General features: G+C 66.3%; 10 protein-coding genes. 7 read left to right on the plus strand and 3 right to left on the minus strand.

The genetic code is table 11. From position 1 onward, the window contains the following. The first annotated feature begins 30 nt into the window (after positions 1-30). The 5 genes from OG203_RS43135 to OG203_RS43155 are packed head-to-tail and all read left to right on the plus strand — an operon-like array spanning position 31 to position 9,550. On the plus strand, positions 31-1,095 hold the full coding sequence (locus OG203_RS43135) for a methyltransferase (RefSeq protein ID WP_405162962.1): 1,065 nt from the start codon (positions 31-33) through the stop codon (positions 1,093-1,095). After that, a complete protein-coding gene (locus tag OG203_RS43140; RefSeq protein ID WP_405162963.1) occupies positions 1,088-1,978 on the plus strand; it encodes an alpha/beta hydrolase in 891 nt (296 codons plus the stop codon). Before OG203_RS43135 ends, OG203_RS43140 begins: the two co-directional genes overlap by 8 nt. Then, on the plus strand, positions 1,975-3,810 hold the full coding sequence (locus OG203_RS43145) for a non-ribosomal peptide synthetase (RefSeq protein ID WP_405162964.1): 1,836 nt from the start codon (positions 1,975-1,977) through the stop codon (positions 3,808-3,810). Before OG203_RS43140 ends, OG203_RS43145 begins: the two co-directional genes overlap by 4 nt. A 3-nt stretch (positions 3,811-3,813) precedes the next feature. Then, the gene (locus OG203_RS43150; protein ID WP_405162965.1) at positions 3,814-8,160 is read left to right on the plus strand and encodes an amino acid adenylation domain-containing protein; all 4,347 of its coding nucleotides are present in this window, start codon (positions 3,814-3,816) and stop codon (positions 8,158-8,160) included. Beyond that, entirely contained in the window at positions 8,153-9,550 is a 1,398-nt protein-coding gene (locus OG203_RS43155) for an FAD-dependent oxidoreductase (protein WP_405162966.1), read from the plus strand. The genes OG203_RS43150 and OG203_RS43155 overlap by 8 nt, the downstream gene beginning before the upstream one ends. A gap of 6 nt (positions 9,551-9,556) precedes the next feature. On the opposite strand, the gene OG203_RS43160 is transcribed toward OG203_RS43155, so the two are convergent. The 3 genes from OG203_RS43160 to OG203_RS43170 form a co-directional block, all read right to left on the minus strand. Then, the gene (locus OG203_RS43160; protein WP_405162967.1) at positions 9,557-10,288 is read right to left on the minus strand and encodes a response regulator transcription factor; all 732 of its coding nucleotides are present in this window, start codon (positions 10,286-10,288) and stop codon (positions 9,557-9,559) included. A gap of 104 nt (positions 10,289-10,392) precedes the next feature. Then, entirely contained in the window at positions 10,393-11,829 is a 1,437-nt protein-coding gene (locus OG203_RS43165) for a flavin monoamine oxidase family protein (protein ID WP_405162968.1), read from the minus strand. Positions 11,830-12,469: 640 nt separating this feature from the next. Beyond that, the gene (locus OG203_RS43170; protein ID WP_405162969.1) at positions 12,470-13,348 is read right to left on the minus strand and encodes an alpha/beta fold hydrolase; all 879 of its coding nucleotides are present in this window, start codon (positions 13,346-13,348) and stop codon (positions 12,470-12,472) included. 294 nt (positions 13,349-13,642) lie between these two features. Here OG203_RS43170 and OG203_RS43175 point away from each other — a divergent pair, with 294 nt between their 5' ends. Next, positions 13,643-14,389, plus strand: coding sequence for a response regulator transcription factor (locus OG203_RS43175; RefSeq protein WP_405162970.1), 747 nt, complete (start codon positions 13,643-13,645; stop codon positions 14,387-14,389). After that, positions 14,367-15,902 (plus strand): sensor histidine kinase, encoded by a 1,536-nt coding sequence (locus OG203_RS43180; protein ID WP_405162971.1) that lies wholly within the window; start codon positions 14,367-14,369, stop codon positions 15,900-15,902. Before OG203_RS43175 ends, OG203_RS43180 begins: the two co-directional genes overlap by 23 nt. Positions 15,903-16,024: the final 122 nt, after the last annotated feature.

The raw sequence follows: 16,024 nt of genomic DNA on the forward strand, positions 1-16,024 counted from the left end.
AACACCGACTGCTGGAGGAACACGATCACGATGACGGAACTGAAGACCGAGCTGACGAAACCGGTCGACCTCACCTCGCTTGTCCCGGTGTTGTTCGGGTTCGCTGCTTTTCAGCAGCTGCGCGCGGCCTCGGAATTGCAACTGTTCGAATACCTCGACCTGAACGGCCCGTCCACCAGCGACCAGGCCGCGGCGGGGCTCGGCATACCCCCGAAGTCCGCGCGGCAGCTGCTGCTCGGCACGACCTCGCTCGGCCTCACCGACCGCGAGGGAGCGGAGTACACGCTGAGTGAAATGCTGCACGCCGCGATGGCGGACGGCACCTGGCCGCTCATCCGCAACATCATCGACTTCCAGCAGCGGCTGTCCTACCTGCCCGCGAAGGAGTACGCCGAGTCGTTGCGCACCGGTAAGAACCTCGGCCTGAAACACCTGCCCGGTAAGGGAAACGACCTCTATACCAGGCTCGAGCAGACACCGGAGCTGGAGAATCTGTTCTTCCGCGGCATGCATTCCTGGTCCGAGCTGTCCAACCCGGTGCTGCTGCACCAGGTGGACTACAGCGGCGTGACCAGGATCCTCGATGTCGGCGGCGGCGACGCGGTGAACGCGATCGCGCTGGCGAAGGCGCACCCGGACATCAAGATCACGGTGTTCGACCTCGCGGGCGCGGTCGAGGTGGCCGGTGACAATATCGCGGCCGCCGGACTCGGCGACCGGATCGACGTCGTCGCCGGCGACATGTTCGGCGACCCGCTGCCCCTCGGCTACGACATGGCGCTGTTCGCGCACCAGTTCGTGATCTGGTCACCCGAGCAGAATCAGGCGTTGCTGGAGCGGGCGCACGCGGCGTTGCCGCCCGGCGGCCGGGTGATCGTGTTCAACGCGTTCGCCGACGACGACGGCCGCGGACCGCTCTATACCGCTCTGGACAATGTGTACTTCGCTACATTGCCGTCAGAGGAATCCACTATCTACCCGTGGCGCGAGCACGAAGAGTGGCTCGTCGCAGCCGGTTTCGCCGATATCAGGCGGATCCGCAACGAGGGTTGGACGCCGCACGGCGTCATCGAGGGGCGTAAGGCCGATGAATGAGCTGACTCTCCTCGATCGCGAGTACTCGCCGAGTTCGGTCGCGCGTGACCCGGTCGGATCGCTGCAGCGGTACCGGACGCACAGCGACGCCGCCCGGTCCCACCTGGACGTGCACATCGCCGTGCCGTACGGCGAGGGACACGGCGAGCGGTGCCATGTGTTTCCCGCGGTTCCGCAAGGGACCCGGGGGCCGCGGACACCCGCGCTCGTCTTCGTGCACGGCGGTCACTGGCAGGAGTCCGGCATCGATGACGCCTGCTTCGCCGCCGAGCAGGCGGTGGCGCACGGATGTGCTTATGTCGCTGTGGGTTACGGGCTCGCGCCGGACCGAACGGTGCCCGGCATGATCGCCTCGGTGGCACGGGCCCTGGAGTGGCTCGTCACCACCGGGCCGATGCTGGGGATCGATCCGGAGCAATTGCACGTCGCGGGGAGCAGCGCGGGCGCGCATCTGCTCGCCGCGGCCCTGGCCGGTGCCGACGCGCCCCGGGTCCGCAGCGCGTGTTTGCTGAGCGGCCTCTACGACCTCACCGAGATCCCGGAGACCTACGTCAACGAGGCCGTCCGGCTGACGCCGGAGACCGCGCGCGACTGCAGCCCGCTGCGGATGCCGCCGCCACGGTGCGACTCGATCTTGCTGGCCGCCGGGCGGCACGAGACGCGAACGTATCTGCGCCAGCACGAGATGTACGCGGAATATCTTGCCGTGCAGTCGGTCTCGGTCACCGCGCAGATAGTTCCCGAGCGAGATCACTTCGACCTGCCGCTGGATCTCGCGGACCCGTCGACGCCGTTCGGCCGGACCAGCCTGCGGCACCTCGGCCTGGCGCCGCGCCGCCGAGGCTCACCAACACCGGAAGGAACGGTGACATCCGCGTCATGAAAGACACACTGACCGCCACACCGGCCGAGTCCGTCGCGACGGACTCGACCGAGGCCGCGACCACCGAGACGATCGTCGACGCATTCGTGCGGACGGCGCGCGAATACGCCGAACGGGAGGCGATATCCGACGGCGAAACGACGCTGACCTACGCCGAACTGGACGACCTCAGCAGCCAGATCGCGCGGGCGTTGCGCGATCGCGGGCTGACAACGGGGGCGCGGGTCGGGGTGCATCTCGACCGCGGCCTCGCCACCTATCAGGTGTTTCTCGGCATCCTCAAAGCCGGTCTCGTGGTGGTCCCGTTCAATCCCGTGCATCCCGCGGCGCACAAATCGCGGATGTTCGAGATCGCCGAGCCCGTTGTCACGGTGACCGACGGCGCGACGCCCGACGGATTTCCCGCGCAGGCGTGCCTGCCGGTCGGTGAGCTGCTGTCGGCCGCGGCGTCGTTGTCCACCGAGTCGGGGCCGTCCGCGGTGACCGCGGCCGCACCGGCGTTCATCCTGTTCACGTCGGGCTCGACCGGCGCGCCCAAGGGTGTGGTGATCGCGCATCGCGGGATTTCCAGGGTTTCCCAGCATCTCACCGGTTTCACCCCGGGACCGGAGGATCGGTTCCTGCAACTGGCGCAGCCCGCGTTCGCCGCGTCGACCACCGATATCTGGACCTGTCTGTTGCGCGGTGGCCGTTTGACCGTCGCGCCGCAGGAGATGCCGCCGCTCGGTGATCTCGCGAGACTGATCGCGCGCGAGCGGATTACCGTGCTCAACCTGTCCGTCGGCCTGTTCAACCTGCTTGTCGAGCATCATTCGCAGAGCCTCGACAAGGTGCGCACGGTGATCGTCAGCGGTGACTTCCCGTCCGCGTCGCACCTCGAACGCGCGCTCGCCGTCGTCGATGGTGATGTGTTCAATGCTTTTGGCTGCACAGAGAATTCGGCGCTGACCGCGGTGCACAAGATCACCGCGGCGGACGTGTCCGAGTCCGAGATCCCGGTCGGGCGACCCATGCCCACCGTCGAGATGACGGTGCGCGACGAGGCGCTGGACGAATGCCCGCCGGACACGATCGGCGAGTTGTGCATCGCGGGCGACGGCGTGGCATCGGGGTATCTCGGTGACCCGGAACTCACCGGGCGCAAGTTCGTCCGGCACGACGGGCATCGCCTGCTGCGGACCGGCGATCTGGCCAAGCTGACCGAGGACGGTGAGATCGTGCTGGCCGGGCGCACCGACCAGATGGTGAAGATTCGCGGGTTCCGGGTCGAGCCGCGCCATGTCGAGGTGACCGCCGAGGCGTTCCCCGGCGTTCAGCAGACGGTGGCGCAGGCCGTCCCGAGCGGTGGCGCTGCCGGGCAGCTCGCGCTGTGGTGTGTACCGGCGACCGGTCACGAGATCGATGAGCACGAGCTGACGGCCCATCTGCGAAAGTGCCTGCCCGACTACATGGTTCCGTCGACGGTGCTTGTACTCGACGCGTTTCCGCGCAACGCCAACGGCAAGATCGATCGTAAGGAACTCGCGTCGTGGCTCGCGGCCAAGGACGTCGACGAGGTCGTCGACAGCGAAGCCACCGGCAGCACGGGCCGCGACACCGAGGACCGGCTCGCCGCGGTGGTGCGTTCGACGCTGGCCGATATCACCGGGTCGGGCGAGATCGCCGTGGACGCCGGTCTGATCGAAAGCGGGGTCACCTCACTGCAATTGATCGACTTCGGGGCCCGACTCGAGGATGTGTTGGGTGTCGCCTTGGCGCCCGACGAGATCGTCGGCGTGAGCACCATCAACGGTGTCGCCGACCTGATTCGCACCAAGCGTGCGCGAGGCTGAGATATGACAGCGACCAATCAACAGACAGCGAACGGCGCAGAGCACCTGCCTGCCTCACCGGCCCAGCCCGGTCTGTGGTTCGACAGCATCTACGGAGACGATCCGACGGCGTACAACCAGCCACTGGTGTTGCGCTTGGGCATCCGGCTGGATCACGGCTATCTCGTTGAGGCGCTCGACCTTGTCCATCGCGACCATGCCGCGCTGCGTACCACCTTCGAGATGAACGCCGGCGGTGAGCTGTGCCAGGTGGTGCACCGTGAGCTGGCACCGATCGTCGACGAGCGCGACTTTCCCGGCGGCGACGCCGACGCCTGGGTGGCCGGGCAGGTTGCCGAGATCGCCGGTGCGGCTTTCGATTTGCGCGCCGGTCCGCTCGCGCGGGTACGCCACCTCCGGTTCGCCGACGCGGGCCGGAGCGTGCTGGTGTTCAACATCCATCACACCGTTTTCGACGGCATGTCCTGGAAGCCGTACCTCAGCCAACTCGAGGCCGAGTACACGGCGGTGGCGCAGGGCGATGAGCTGCCGCGCCGCGACCGGCGGCAGGCCATCGAGGCGTACGAGCGCTGGGCCGAGCTGGCCGACAATGCCGAAACGCTGCGCTACTGGCGGGACAAGCTGACGAACGCCCCGGCCGCCGCCCCGCTCGGGCTGCCGGGCGACGGGCCGACCCGCCATGTGATCCGGCAGGTGCTGCTCGACGAGCGGGTGTCGGCGCGGGTGCGTGAATTCTGCGCCGCGCAGGGCGTCACCACCAGCATGTTCTTCGTCGCCCTCAGCTTCGTGCTGCTGCACCGGCAGACCGGTCAGGACGACGTGCTGCTCGGTATTCCGGTCTCCGTACGCGGCGCCGGTGACGCGGACGTGCTCGCGCACCTCACCAATACCGTGGTGCTGCACCATCGACTCGACCGAGGGGCGACCACTCGTGACGTGCTGCGTGCGGTGAAACGCGAAGTGCTGGAAGCGCTTCGGCATCGGCACGCGCCCCTGGAGGCGGTGCTCGGCGAGATCCGCGCGACCGGTGGCAATCAGGACGGGACCTTGTTCAACGCGATGGTCACCGTAATGCCTGCCGCCGCACGACGTTTGGACCTGCCGGACTGGGGCGTGCGGACGTGGGAGCACGCGGCGGGTGGCGCCAAATACGACCTGGCGATCCTGGTGGACGAAACATCGGACCACTACACGCTGTTCGTCGAGCACGCGACGGCCGCGGCCAATGGCGAGGACTTCACCGCCTATCTGGCGCGGCGACTGGAGACCCTGCTCGACAGCGTGCTCACCGACGTGGACACACAGGTCAACGATCTGGACTGGACGAGTGACGAGGAAGAGCGGGCGATCGGCGAGCTGTGTGCGCGCCGCAAGGACGCGCCCGAACTCGGCACCGAGCTGACCGCCGACCTGTTCACGGCGAGCGCCGAGTCGGCGAGCTCGGAACCCGCGGTGATCGCGGACGGTGCGACGACCACGTATGACGAATTGGCAAGGCGCGCAGACGCGGTGGCGGCGAACCTGATGGACCGGGGAGTCCGCGACGGGCAGCCGGTCGCCGTGCTGATGCGGCCGGGGCTCGAGCTGATCGCGGTGGTCATCGGCATCCTGCGCGCGGGCGGCAGCTACGTCACGCTCGACGCCGATCAACCATGGGAGCGGTTGAACTTCTCCTTGAACGATTGCGGCGCAACAATTCTGGTGCGTGCGCCCGAGATCGACATCTCGGGTATGGCGTCACCGGTGGGGCTCGAGATCATCGACTCGTCCGAAATAGGCAGTGGGACAGCCTCCTTCGAGGGAGCGCGGAAGACGCCGGAGGATACGGCCTACGTCGTGTACACCTCGGGCTCCACGGGCCGCCCCAAGGGCGTCCGGATGCCGGAGATCACGCTGGCCAACCTCGTGCACAACCAGGCCATCTTCACCTCGGACCGCCGGATGCGCACGCTGCAGTACATGCCGCCCGCGTTCGACGTGTTCGCCATCGAGGTCTTCGGAACCCTGTGCAACGGTGGCGCTTTGGTCATTCCGCCCGCGCAGGCGCGCACCGATTTCGAGGCACTTGCCGCGCTGCTCGCCGACGAGCGGGTCGAGCGGGCCTATCTCCCGTACGTCACGCTGCGCGAGCTGGCCGCCGTGCTGCGGTCGTCCACGGTGGAACTTCCGGACCTGCGCGAGGTATATGTCACCGGCGAGCGGCTGGTGATCACCAAGGACGTGCGGGCGATGTTCCGCGCGAATCCGGACGCTCGGCTGATCAACGCCTACGGGCCGTCCGAGGCGCACCTTTGCAGCTGGGATCAGCTGCCCGACGATCCCGACACCTGGCCGACCATTCCGTCGATCGGCCGGGTGGTCGCGGGCGTCGACGCGTATGTGCTCGACGCCGATTCGACCGGCACGGACCGGCTGGCGCCGTTCGGCGTCGAGGGCGAACTGTGCGTCGCGGGACCCGTTGTGTCGCCCGGCTATATCGGTCTGCCGGACAAAACGCGCCAAGCCATGGTCCCCGACCCGTTCGTGCCCGGCCAGCTGATGTACCGCACCGGCGATGTGGTCGTGCTCGCGCCGGATGGGCGCCTGCACTACCGCGGCCGCAAGGACGACCAGGTCAAGATTCGCGGCTACCGCGTCGAACCCGGCGAGGTCGAGGCCGCGGTGGAGCGGGAACTCGGTGTGGACGCGGCCGCCGTGATCGTGGTGGACGAGGGTGGTGACCGCGCGCTGCACGCCTTCGTGCAGAGTGACGCGGAACCGCCGGGGGACTGGCGGACTCGGCTCGGTGCCGTGCTGCCCGGGTACATGATCCCGCGACAGGTCACCCGCATCGACACCATTCCGGTGACGTCGAACGGGAAGACCGATCGCCGAGCGTTGGCGGCACTGCCGACCCAGTCCGTGACGCCCGAGGAACGGTCCGATGTCGAATGGACGGACTCGGAGCGGATGATGGCCGAGCTGTGGGCCGAGGTGCTCGGTAATCGTCCGACCGCACCGGACGACGACTTCTTCGTGCTCGGCGGGCACTCGCTGCTCGCCGCCCGCCTGCACCGGCAGGTCAAGCAGCGCTTCCGCACCGATGTCGCGTTGTCGACGCTGCTGAGCACTCCGACACCGCGCGGGATGACGAAGAGTCTCGCCGACCGCACCGCGGCCGCGGCACCGGACCTGAGCGAGGACGCCCGCCTGCACGATCTGGTCGTGGGGGAGCGGCGGGAACCCGACAACGGCACCGTATTCCTCACCGGCGCAACCGGATTCCTCGGTAGCCACCTGCTCGACGAGCTGCAGTGCACCGGGCATCGCGTGCGCTGCCTGATCCGCGCCGACAGTGTCGCTGACGGGCGGGATCGCTTGCGCAGGACATTCCGCAAGTTCGCGCTCGACCCCTCCGGACTCGACGAGGTCGAGATCTGCCTCGGCGATCTCGATCAACCGCGGTTCGGCCTCGGCGACGACTTCGAAGTGCTGGCGCGTGAGGTGACCGACGTCTATCACGCGGCCGCGCACATCAACTTCGTTGTCCCGTATCACACGGTCAAGCGCACGAACGTGGACGGATTGCGGTATCTGCTGGACTTCTGCGGGATCAACCGCACCCCGTTGCGCTTGATCTCCACGCTCGGCGTTTTCCCGCCCGACTCCACGTCCGGTCGGGTCGGCGAGGATACGGTGCCTGGTGACCCCGCGTCGCTGGGAATCGGGTATTCGCAAAGCAAATGGGTCGCCGAGCAGCTCGCGCTGCAGGCGCGGGACGCCGGACTGCCGGTCACCATCCATCGCGTCGGCCGCATCGCCGGTCACCGCCGGACCGGCGCCTGCAGGCACGACGACTTCTTCTGGTTGCAGATGAAGGGGTTCGCGCTGCTCGGCTGCTACCCGGACGACATCGTGGATACCCCGGCCATCGACCTGTTGCCGGTTGACTACGTGGCACGAGCCATCATCCGCCTGTCCGAGGGCAAATCGGACAACGAGAACTGGCACCTGTACCACCCGGACGGGCTCGCCTGGCCGACGATCATCGAGGCCATCCGCGCCGAAGGCTACGCGACGGACCCGGCCGAAGGATCCACGTGGATGGCCGCATTGGAACGCCAGGCCGCCGAGACCGACGACCAACGGTACGGCCTCGGCCCGCTCGTTCCGCTCATGCGCGAGGGCGTGATGCGCCTCGGCGCGCACTCGTTCGACAACGAGAAATCCAGGAGCGCGCTCGCCGACGTCGGATGTCCCTATCCGCAGGTAGATCCGGGATGGATCCACCGAATGTTCGAGTACTTCCGCGCCGTTGGCGCCATCGCGCAGCCGGACGGGCGCGCCGAAACAGGAGATCACAATGAGTGAACTGGAACTGCGCTCGGTAGTCATCATCGGCGCCGGGCCGGTTGGTTGCGCACTGGCCACATTGCTGCGACGGCAGGGACTGGAGGTGGATCTCTTTGAGCGGCAAACGGAGTCGGCTGGTACCGGGTCGGGTCACTCGTTCAATCTGACGCTCACCTCGCGCGGGCTCGATTGCCTGCCGCGATCGGTCAAGCGACGCCTCTATCTGCAGGGCTCGGTGCTGGCGAAACGGATCATTCACCATCGAGATGGCGCGATCTCCACCCAGGCGTACGGGACGATGTACAACCATCACCTGTTGTCCATTCCGCGCGGGACTCTGCAGGACCTGTTGCGCGACCAGGCATTGCGCGCGGGTGCCCGGATTCATTACGGGCAGGAGTGCGTCGATGTGGACACGTCGCGTCCTTCCGCGCTGCTGCGGGATCGGGACGGTTCCTCGACCTGGGTCACCGGCGACTTGCTCGTCGGTTGCGACGGCGCCAACAGTGTGGTGCGTGACGCCATCGTCGCGGCACATCCGCAAGACATGTGGATGACCCGCGACACCATCGCGCACGGTTACGCCGAGATCACCATGGACTACCGCGACGCGGACCCGACGGGTATGCATCTGTGGCCGCGTGGCGATCACTTCCTGCAGGCCCAGCCGAACCGGGACCAGACGTTCACCACCAGTCTGTTCAAGCCGATGGTCGAAGATGTTGGGGGAAGGCACTTTTCGGGCCTGCCGTCGGCCGAGGCGATCAGCGACTACTGCGCGACCCAGTTCCCCGATGTCTTCGGCCGGATGGCCGAGGTCGGCGAAGAACTCGCCAGCCGCAGTCCCGGCCAGCTCAGGATCATCAATACCGCTCCGTATCACCATCGGCGCGCGGTGCTGGTCGGCGATGCCGCGCACGCCGTTGTCCCGTTCTACGGGCAGGGCATCAACTGCAGTTTCGAGGACGCCGCCACGTTGTCGAGTCTGCTGGAGAAGTTTCAGGCCGCGGTCCGCTACGAGGGTGGCACCGTCGCGACCGTGGCGGAGGTCGTTGTCGACGAATACAGCGACGTGCGGGTGAAGGCCGGTCACGCGCTCGCGGAGTTGTCGATGCGGAATCTCGACGAGTTGTCCGACCACGTGAACAGTCCGCTGTTTCTGGCGCGGCGCGCGCTGGAGCGACGGCTACACGAGCTGCGGCCCGAGCTGTACACACCGCTGTACCAGTTGGTGGCGTTCACCCATATGCCCTACGACGCGGCACAGCGACTGCATCAGGAGACGAGCGCGGCGCTGGACTCGTTGTGCGCAGGCCGAGACATTCGCGCCGAACAGGACGCCATCATCGGCGAATTCGCCGAGTTGTACGGCGGCTCGTTCACGCCGCAGCAGAAGCGGACAGGATAGTTTGGCCTAGCCCGCCGTCCCGCTGGCGTGGGCCGCCACCGCGGCCTGCGCCGATTTGCCGTGCGACGCTTCGTCATTGAAGCGGAAGCCGACGCCGTGGATGGTGACGATCCAGTCCGGGGAGCCGAGCTTCTTGCGGACGCTGCTCAGGTGGGTGTCGATCGTCCGGCTTGCCAAGGACGTCACCTCGGCGTCCACGTCGTCATACCCCCAAACCCGTTGCAGCAGTTCGGCTCTGGAGAAGACCTTCTGCGGCTCGGTGGCGAGCAGGCGGAGCAGCTCGAACTCCTTGCGGGTCAGCTCGATCAGCCGGTTGCCGATTCTGACCTCGCGTAGCGCCGAATCGATCTCCAGTTGACCGACGATGAGCGCGGGTTGGGACATCATGTGCACGCGCCGCAGCAGACCTCTGAGGCGCGCCATGAGTTCACGGCTGTGGTACGGCTTGACGACACAGTCGTCGCAACCGGCTTCCAGTGCGAGAACCTGGTCGAGTTCGAAGGAAGAGAAACCGATAATCGGGATGTCGCTGGCCCGGCGGATCTCTCGGCACAGCGTCAATCCGTCGAAGTCGGTGAAGTCCAAGTCGATGAGGATTACGTCGAAATCGGAGTAGGAGGCCAGGGTATGGGCCCCCGTCGAGGTCGGCTCGGGTTCGAAACCGTGCCGTTTGAGGTCGTTGACCGTGTCTTCGATCCCCTCACAGTCCGCCACGATCAACAAGCGCGGATGAAGCAAAGCGCTCCTCCTTCCGGTGTCATACATTCAGTTGTTTTTCTTGCGTTGCCAACGCCGCCGACCGGCTCGGCTGTGCTGAGCCGAGCGGAGGCGGCGGCGAGATGTCAGAGGGCGGATAGTTCGAGGAGGACTCGAATAGCCGACTCCAGTGCGTAGTTCATGGAGCCGCCATTCGGTTCGAATGCCGTGTGTTCACCGGCGAAATGTATTCTGCCTTCGGCAGTTCGGGTGTTGGCCATCAGCTCGGCGTGGCCGCGCTCCGGCAGGATGTAGGCGCCCGCAGCATATGGCTCGTTGTCCCAGGCCACGGAGGTGCCGAGCTCGAAGTTCGCGCGTGCGCCTGGCAGCATCGGCTCCAGCTCGTTCAGCGCGAAATTCACTCGCTCGTCGTCGCTCATGCTCGCCACCGCCTGGGCGGGCCAGCCGGTCAGCCAGCATTCGATGATCTTGCGGGGGCCCGGCAGCCGTGGTGTGGCGTCGCGGACCGTGCAGATGGCGGTATCGGTCGACAACATCAGGCGATCTTCCGGCCAGAACTTCGTGCGCATCTGCAGGAAGACGCGAAGGACCGACACGTACTTCAGGCGGCGAATCGTCGAGTGCTTCGCCGCCGAAAGACCGGCCATCGACAAGTTGAGGTGGCGCATGCTGCTGAACGGCGCGGTGACAATGACGCGGTCCGCGCTCAATGTCTGCAGCCTGTCGCGGTCGAGGAAGGTGACCTGCGCTTCGTCCTCGGTTTGGGTGATGCGGACGACCGGCCTTCGGTAGAGGACGCGGTCTTTGATCTTGTCGGCCAGTGCTCGAGCGAGCGTGTCGGTGCCGCCCTTGATCTTGTACCACTGGGCGCCCGCGGTGGAGAAGGATCGTGGGCTCGACTCGTAGCGGGCCCAGGCCATCGCCGAGGCGGATTCCAGTTCGCCGCCGCGCATTTCGAGGAACAGCGGTTCGATCAGTCCGATCGCCGCGGCGGAGGCGCCTCGGTCCGCGAGTGCCTGGCGCACCGAGATCTGGTCGAGCTCTAGGAGATTCGGTGTCGGGTTCCAGTCGAGCTGGCTGATCTCCGGGCCGATGTTCTCGTTGAACTTCGTGACGTAGCGGGCGAACATGTCCGCGACGGTGAGATGCCGCTCGTCCGCGTGCAGGCCAAGGGCTTCGGCATGATCATCGACCCGGTCTGGTCGGATCCGAATGCCGTTGCGGTAGTACATGAAATCGGTGTCGACGAGATCGCTCGGCTCGGTCTCGATGCCCATTTCGCTGAGGTAGTGCATCGTGTAGTGGCACTGCTCGGTGGCCGTCATCGCGCCGGCTTCCGCGCGCAGGCCGTCGGCGAAGGGGTGACGGAGCGTCCACGTTCTACCGCCAGGGCGGTCGGTCGCTTCGAGGACGGTGACCTGGGTTCCTTGCTTCGCTAATTCGTAGGCGGTGGCGAGACCGGACAGTCCGGCACCGACAATGATCGCGGTGCCTATGTTGTTCCGAGACGGTAGACCATTGTCGAAGGTATGTCGTACGTCTTCTTGCGTTAACCCCTGCACTGCTTTCCCTCCGGTGAACTGCGCTTGATTCCCACCGGCTCATTCGCACTATTGTGAACCGAACTCATCGACAAACCATAACGCTGACGGAAATTGGAGCACTCACTTATCTTCATCCATATGGATGAAATTATCGTATCAAGGTGCGCGAACCGGAGCAAACAAGTTTCAGTAGCTAAAACTTAACTCGGCGAGGGTGGTTCACACCTCTCTGCCTGGATGATGTTTGCCTGGCTGGATGTGACCGTTATCACACTTATGTTCCTGTTTGGGGTGTATCTAATCGCAGGCGACTTGATTGACGCTGCATCTTCCGGCATGAATACGCCTTGTCATGTTGGGTAGTGGACATGACATGTCACGCTCTCGCGACCGGTTGGTTCGCGCTGTGGCTAATTGTTTGCAATCTCTCGACCATTGGCTGAGGCTACGAGTAACCGACCGTTCAGGCTGCTATCTGTCGTGCGGTTGGCCGGAATTAACGGGCGCGGTTCGGCATGCGGTATCGGTGCTGGAAAGGAATTGTCGAATTTGGGGCATTCGAGCCTTTTGGGACCTCTGGTTCGATTCCTGCCGCGGCCACCTAGCGGAATTTATGGATGTGGTCTCGGTAACTATTTCCGAGGCGTCTGTCGTTGTCCTACGTCGACGGGATCAATCTGGCGATTTCGCTGATGATCAGGTCCGCGTCGGTGACGGGGACGTAGTGGCTGGAGTGTTCGGCCATGACGTGGCGGCCGAGGGGGGACTGTGCCGTGCGGTGGGCGTGGGAGGCGATGGCCTGCGCGCGCATCGTCGCGTTCATGCCGTCGCCGGGTAACGCGCCCGAGATGACGGTCACTGGGATGGACGCGTGGTCGGGCGGGCTGTCGCGCCAGGTGGCGAGTTCATCGAGGAACGTGCGAGCCTGCTGCCGTTGGGTACGAATCACGCTGGGATTGAATCCCTCTCGCTCCAGATCGTGACGAACGTCGGCGGGGAAGTCGCGCGCCTGCCCGCGAAACATCGGTTTGAGCAACCCGAGTCGAGCGAGGACCGTGCTGACGGCGAGCGCCCCGCGCTCCATCCGACGGAAGCCACGACTGAACAGCACCTCGGCGGCCTCGTCGGTGGGATCAACGAGCACGAGACCGGCGATCCGGTCGAGACGCCGCGCGGCGGCGAGCCGCACGATCGGCCCACCCGCACTGTGTCCCACCAGAATGAACGGCCCTGGCTCGAAGTGATCGAGCACCTCGTTCAAATCGTCGGCCATCCGCCCCAGGGTCCGATCAGTCAGATCGGGCGCACTGCGCCCAAGCCCCGACCGGTCATAGACAATCGCCCGCGCAAACCCACCCACCCCCGGCTGCACCGCACCCCAGGACGACCGCCCCGCACCGGCCCCCGCCTCGAAAACCACAGTCGGCCTTGTGATATCGCTCCCGGGCCCCGCCAACACCATCGCGAACACCCGCCGCCCATCCCGAGTCTGCACCCACTCCGCCGTACCTTGACTGTGCTCCCCGATCTCAGTCATGTTCTCCCCGCCTTCGTTACCCGAATCAGCCACCCCGACGCAGTTCTCAAGAGGGAGCGTCACCCCCCACCCCAAACGCAGACATCCTGCCTGCGATGAATCACAATACAATCCCCCACCACAACACCATGCCCGTTACCGTGCGGTGTCGGCGAATTCGGGCGGCATCAGCCGGCGCGCCAGGAACTCGCGCGGCAGACGATTGCCGGATACGTGCCGTAGCGGTGCGGCGCTCACACCAACCACACAGCCGGGACACAGCGGCCGCATAGCGGACCTGCCCAGGATAGGGGGATGCCGCTGACGTCCGCCTCCAGCCCGACCGAGCGTATTGTGCTGCGCCGCGCCGACGGTAGTTCGGTCCAGGTGCTGGTGGTGGATGACGAGCCGATGCTGGCGGAGATGTTGGCGATGGCGTTGCGGTATGAGGGCTGGGAGGTCAGTTCGGCCTGTGACGGGCGCAGCGCGGTCACCATCGGCAGGGAAACCCGGCCCGATGTGGTGGTGCTGGATGTGATGCTGCCGGATATGACCGGGCTCGAGGTGCTTGCCAAGCTGCGGGAGCGGATTCCGCAGTTGCCGGTGCTGCTGCTCACGGCGAAGGACTCGGTCGAGGACCGGATCGCCGGGTTGACCGCCGGTGGCGACGACTACGTCACCAAGCCGTTCAGTATCGAGGAGCTCATTTTGCGGTTGCGCGCGCTGCTGCGGCGGACCGGGGTGAGTACACCGGACAGCGGCGCCCGGCTGGTGGTCGGCGATCTGGTGCTGGACGAGGACAGTTATGAGGTGCAACGAGCGGGGGAGCCGATCGCGTTGACCTCCACCGAATTCGAGCTGCTGCGCTTGTTCATGCGCAACCCCAAGCGGGTGCTGAGCAAGTCCCTGATCCTTGACCGCGTCTGGAGCTACGACTTCGGCGGTCGCTCCAACATCGTCGAGCTATATGTGTCGTATCTGCGCAAGAAGATCGACAGCGGGCGGGCTCCGATGATCCACACCCTGCGCGGTTCCGGATATGTCCTCAAGCCCGCGGACTGAGCCGCGCCGCCGGTGGTCGCCGCGCCGCTGGTCGCTGCGCGCTCGCCTGCTGGTCGGCCAGTCGCTGCTGCTCGCGACCGTGGTCATCGGCATCGGTGCCGCGACAGTACTTGCGCTGCAACAGTTTCTGGTGCATCAGCTGGATACCGAGTTGGTCATCGCGCAGAATCACTCGGTCGGTGGCGCGGGTGGCGGACCAAGCCTCGGCATCGCACCCGGTGTTCGGCCACCGCCACCGCCGGATACGCCGGTGGGGCCTGGCCCCGACTTTCTGGACCGGCGCGGCATCCAGCCGGACGCGATCGGCGCGGCGGTCGACCACGGAACCGTCACCGCCGCAGGGAAAATCGGCGCCGACGGGTCGGAGTCGGCGCTGTCCGATGCCGCCCGCGGCCAGCTCGCCGAGGTCGCCGTCGACGGCAAACCGATCACGCTGAACATCGACGGGCAGGGCCGCTATCGCGTGATCGCGGATCCGACCTGGCGCGGGACGACGGTGGTCACCGGACTGCCGTTGGCCTCGGTCGACGCGACCCTGGCGTGGGTGGTCGGCATACTGGTTGCGGCCATCGCGGCCGCGCTGCTGATCGCGATCACCGTTGGCCTCTGGCTGATTCGCCGCGCACTCATGCCGTTGGACCGCGTCGCGGCTACCGCGGCAGAGGTCGCCGATCTACAACTGGATCGCGGGGAAGTGACGCTGCCCGTTCGGGTTTCGATCGACGCCGAGTCGCGCACCGAGGTCGGTCAACTCTGTGCTGCGGTCAACCGGATGCTCGAGCACATCGCCGAGGCGCTCTCGGCGCGGCACGACAGCGAGACCAGGGTGCGCCAGTTCCTGGCCGACGCCAGCCACGAGCTGCGCACGCCGCTCGCCGCCATCCGCGGCTATACCGAACTGGCACAACGCAATCGGGCCGAGGCGCCCGGCGAGATGGTCGACGCGATGGACCGGGTCGACGCGGCGGCCCGGCGGATGACCACACTGGTCGAGGATATGTTCCTGCTGGCAAGACTTGACTCGGGGCGGCCGCTCGAACACGAGCCGGTCGACCTGTCCCGGCTCACCATCGACGCGGTGAGCGACGCGCACATCGCGGGCCCGGACCATCGCTGGGCGCTCGACCTGCCCGGTGAGCCGGTGTTGATCACCGGGGATGCCGTCCGGCTGCATCAGGTACTCGGCAATCTGCTTGCCAACGCACGCACGCATACCGGGCCCGGCACCAAGGTCACCGTCTCGCTGGAATGCGACAGCTCCGGCGGCGCGCGATGGCTGGTGCGTGACAACGGACCGGGAATTCCGGCCGACCTGCAACCGGCGATCTTTCAGCGCTTCAGTCGCGGCGATTCGTCCCGGTCGCGGCGGGGTGGGAGCACCGGTCTCGGCCTGGCGATCGCCGATGCGGTGACCAAAGCCCACGGTGGCGTGCTCGGGGTGACCAGCGTGCCCGGCGATACGGTATTCACCGTCTGGTTGCCCGGCGAAAGTCCCTACGCCAAGCGGACGTAGGGACTTCGGCGGGTTCGAGAATCAGGGCAGCGGAATCCAGGCAGGTTCCTCCTCGTGTCGGATCTCGGATGTCGAGACCGTCGGCCCTAGCTGGGCCGATACGGCAATCGTCGAGGCACCAC

Source organism: Nocardia sp. NBC_01499 (assembly GCF_045040275.1).
Classification (GTDB): Bacteria; Actinomycetota; Actinomycetes; order Mycobacteriales; family Mycobacteriaceae; genus Nocardia.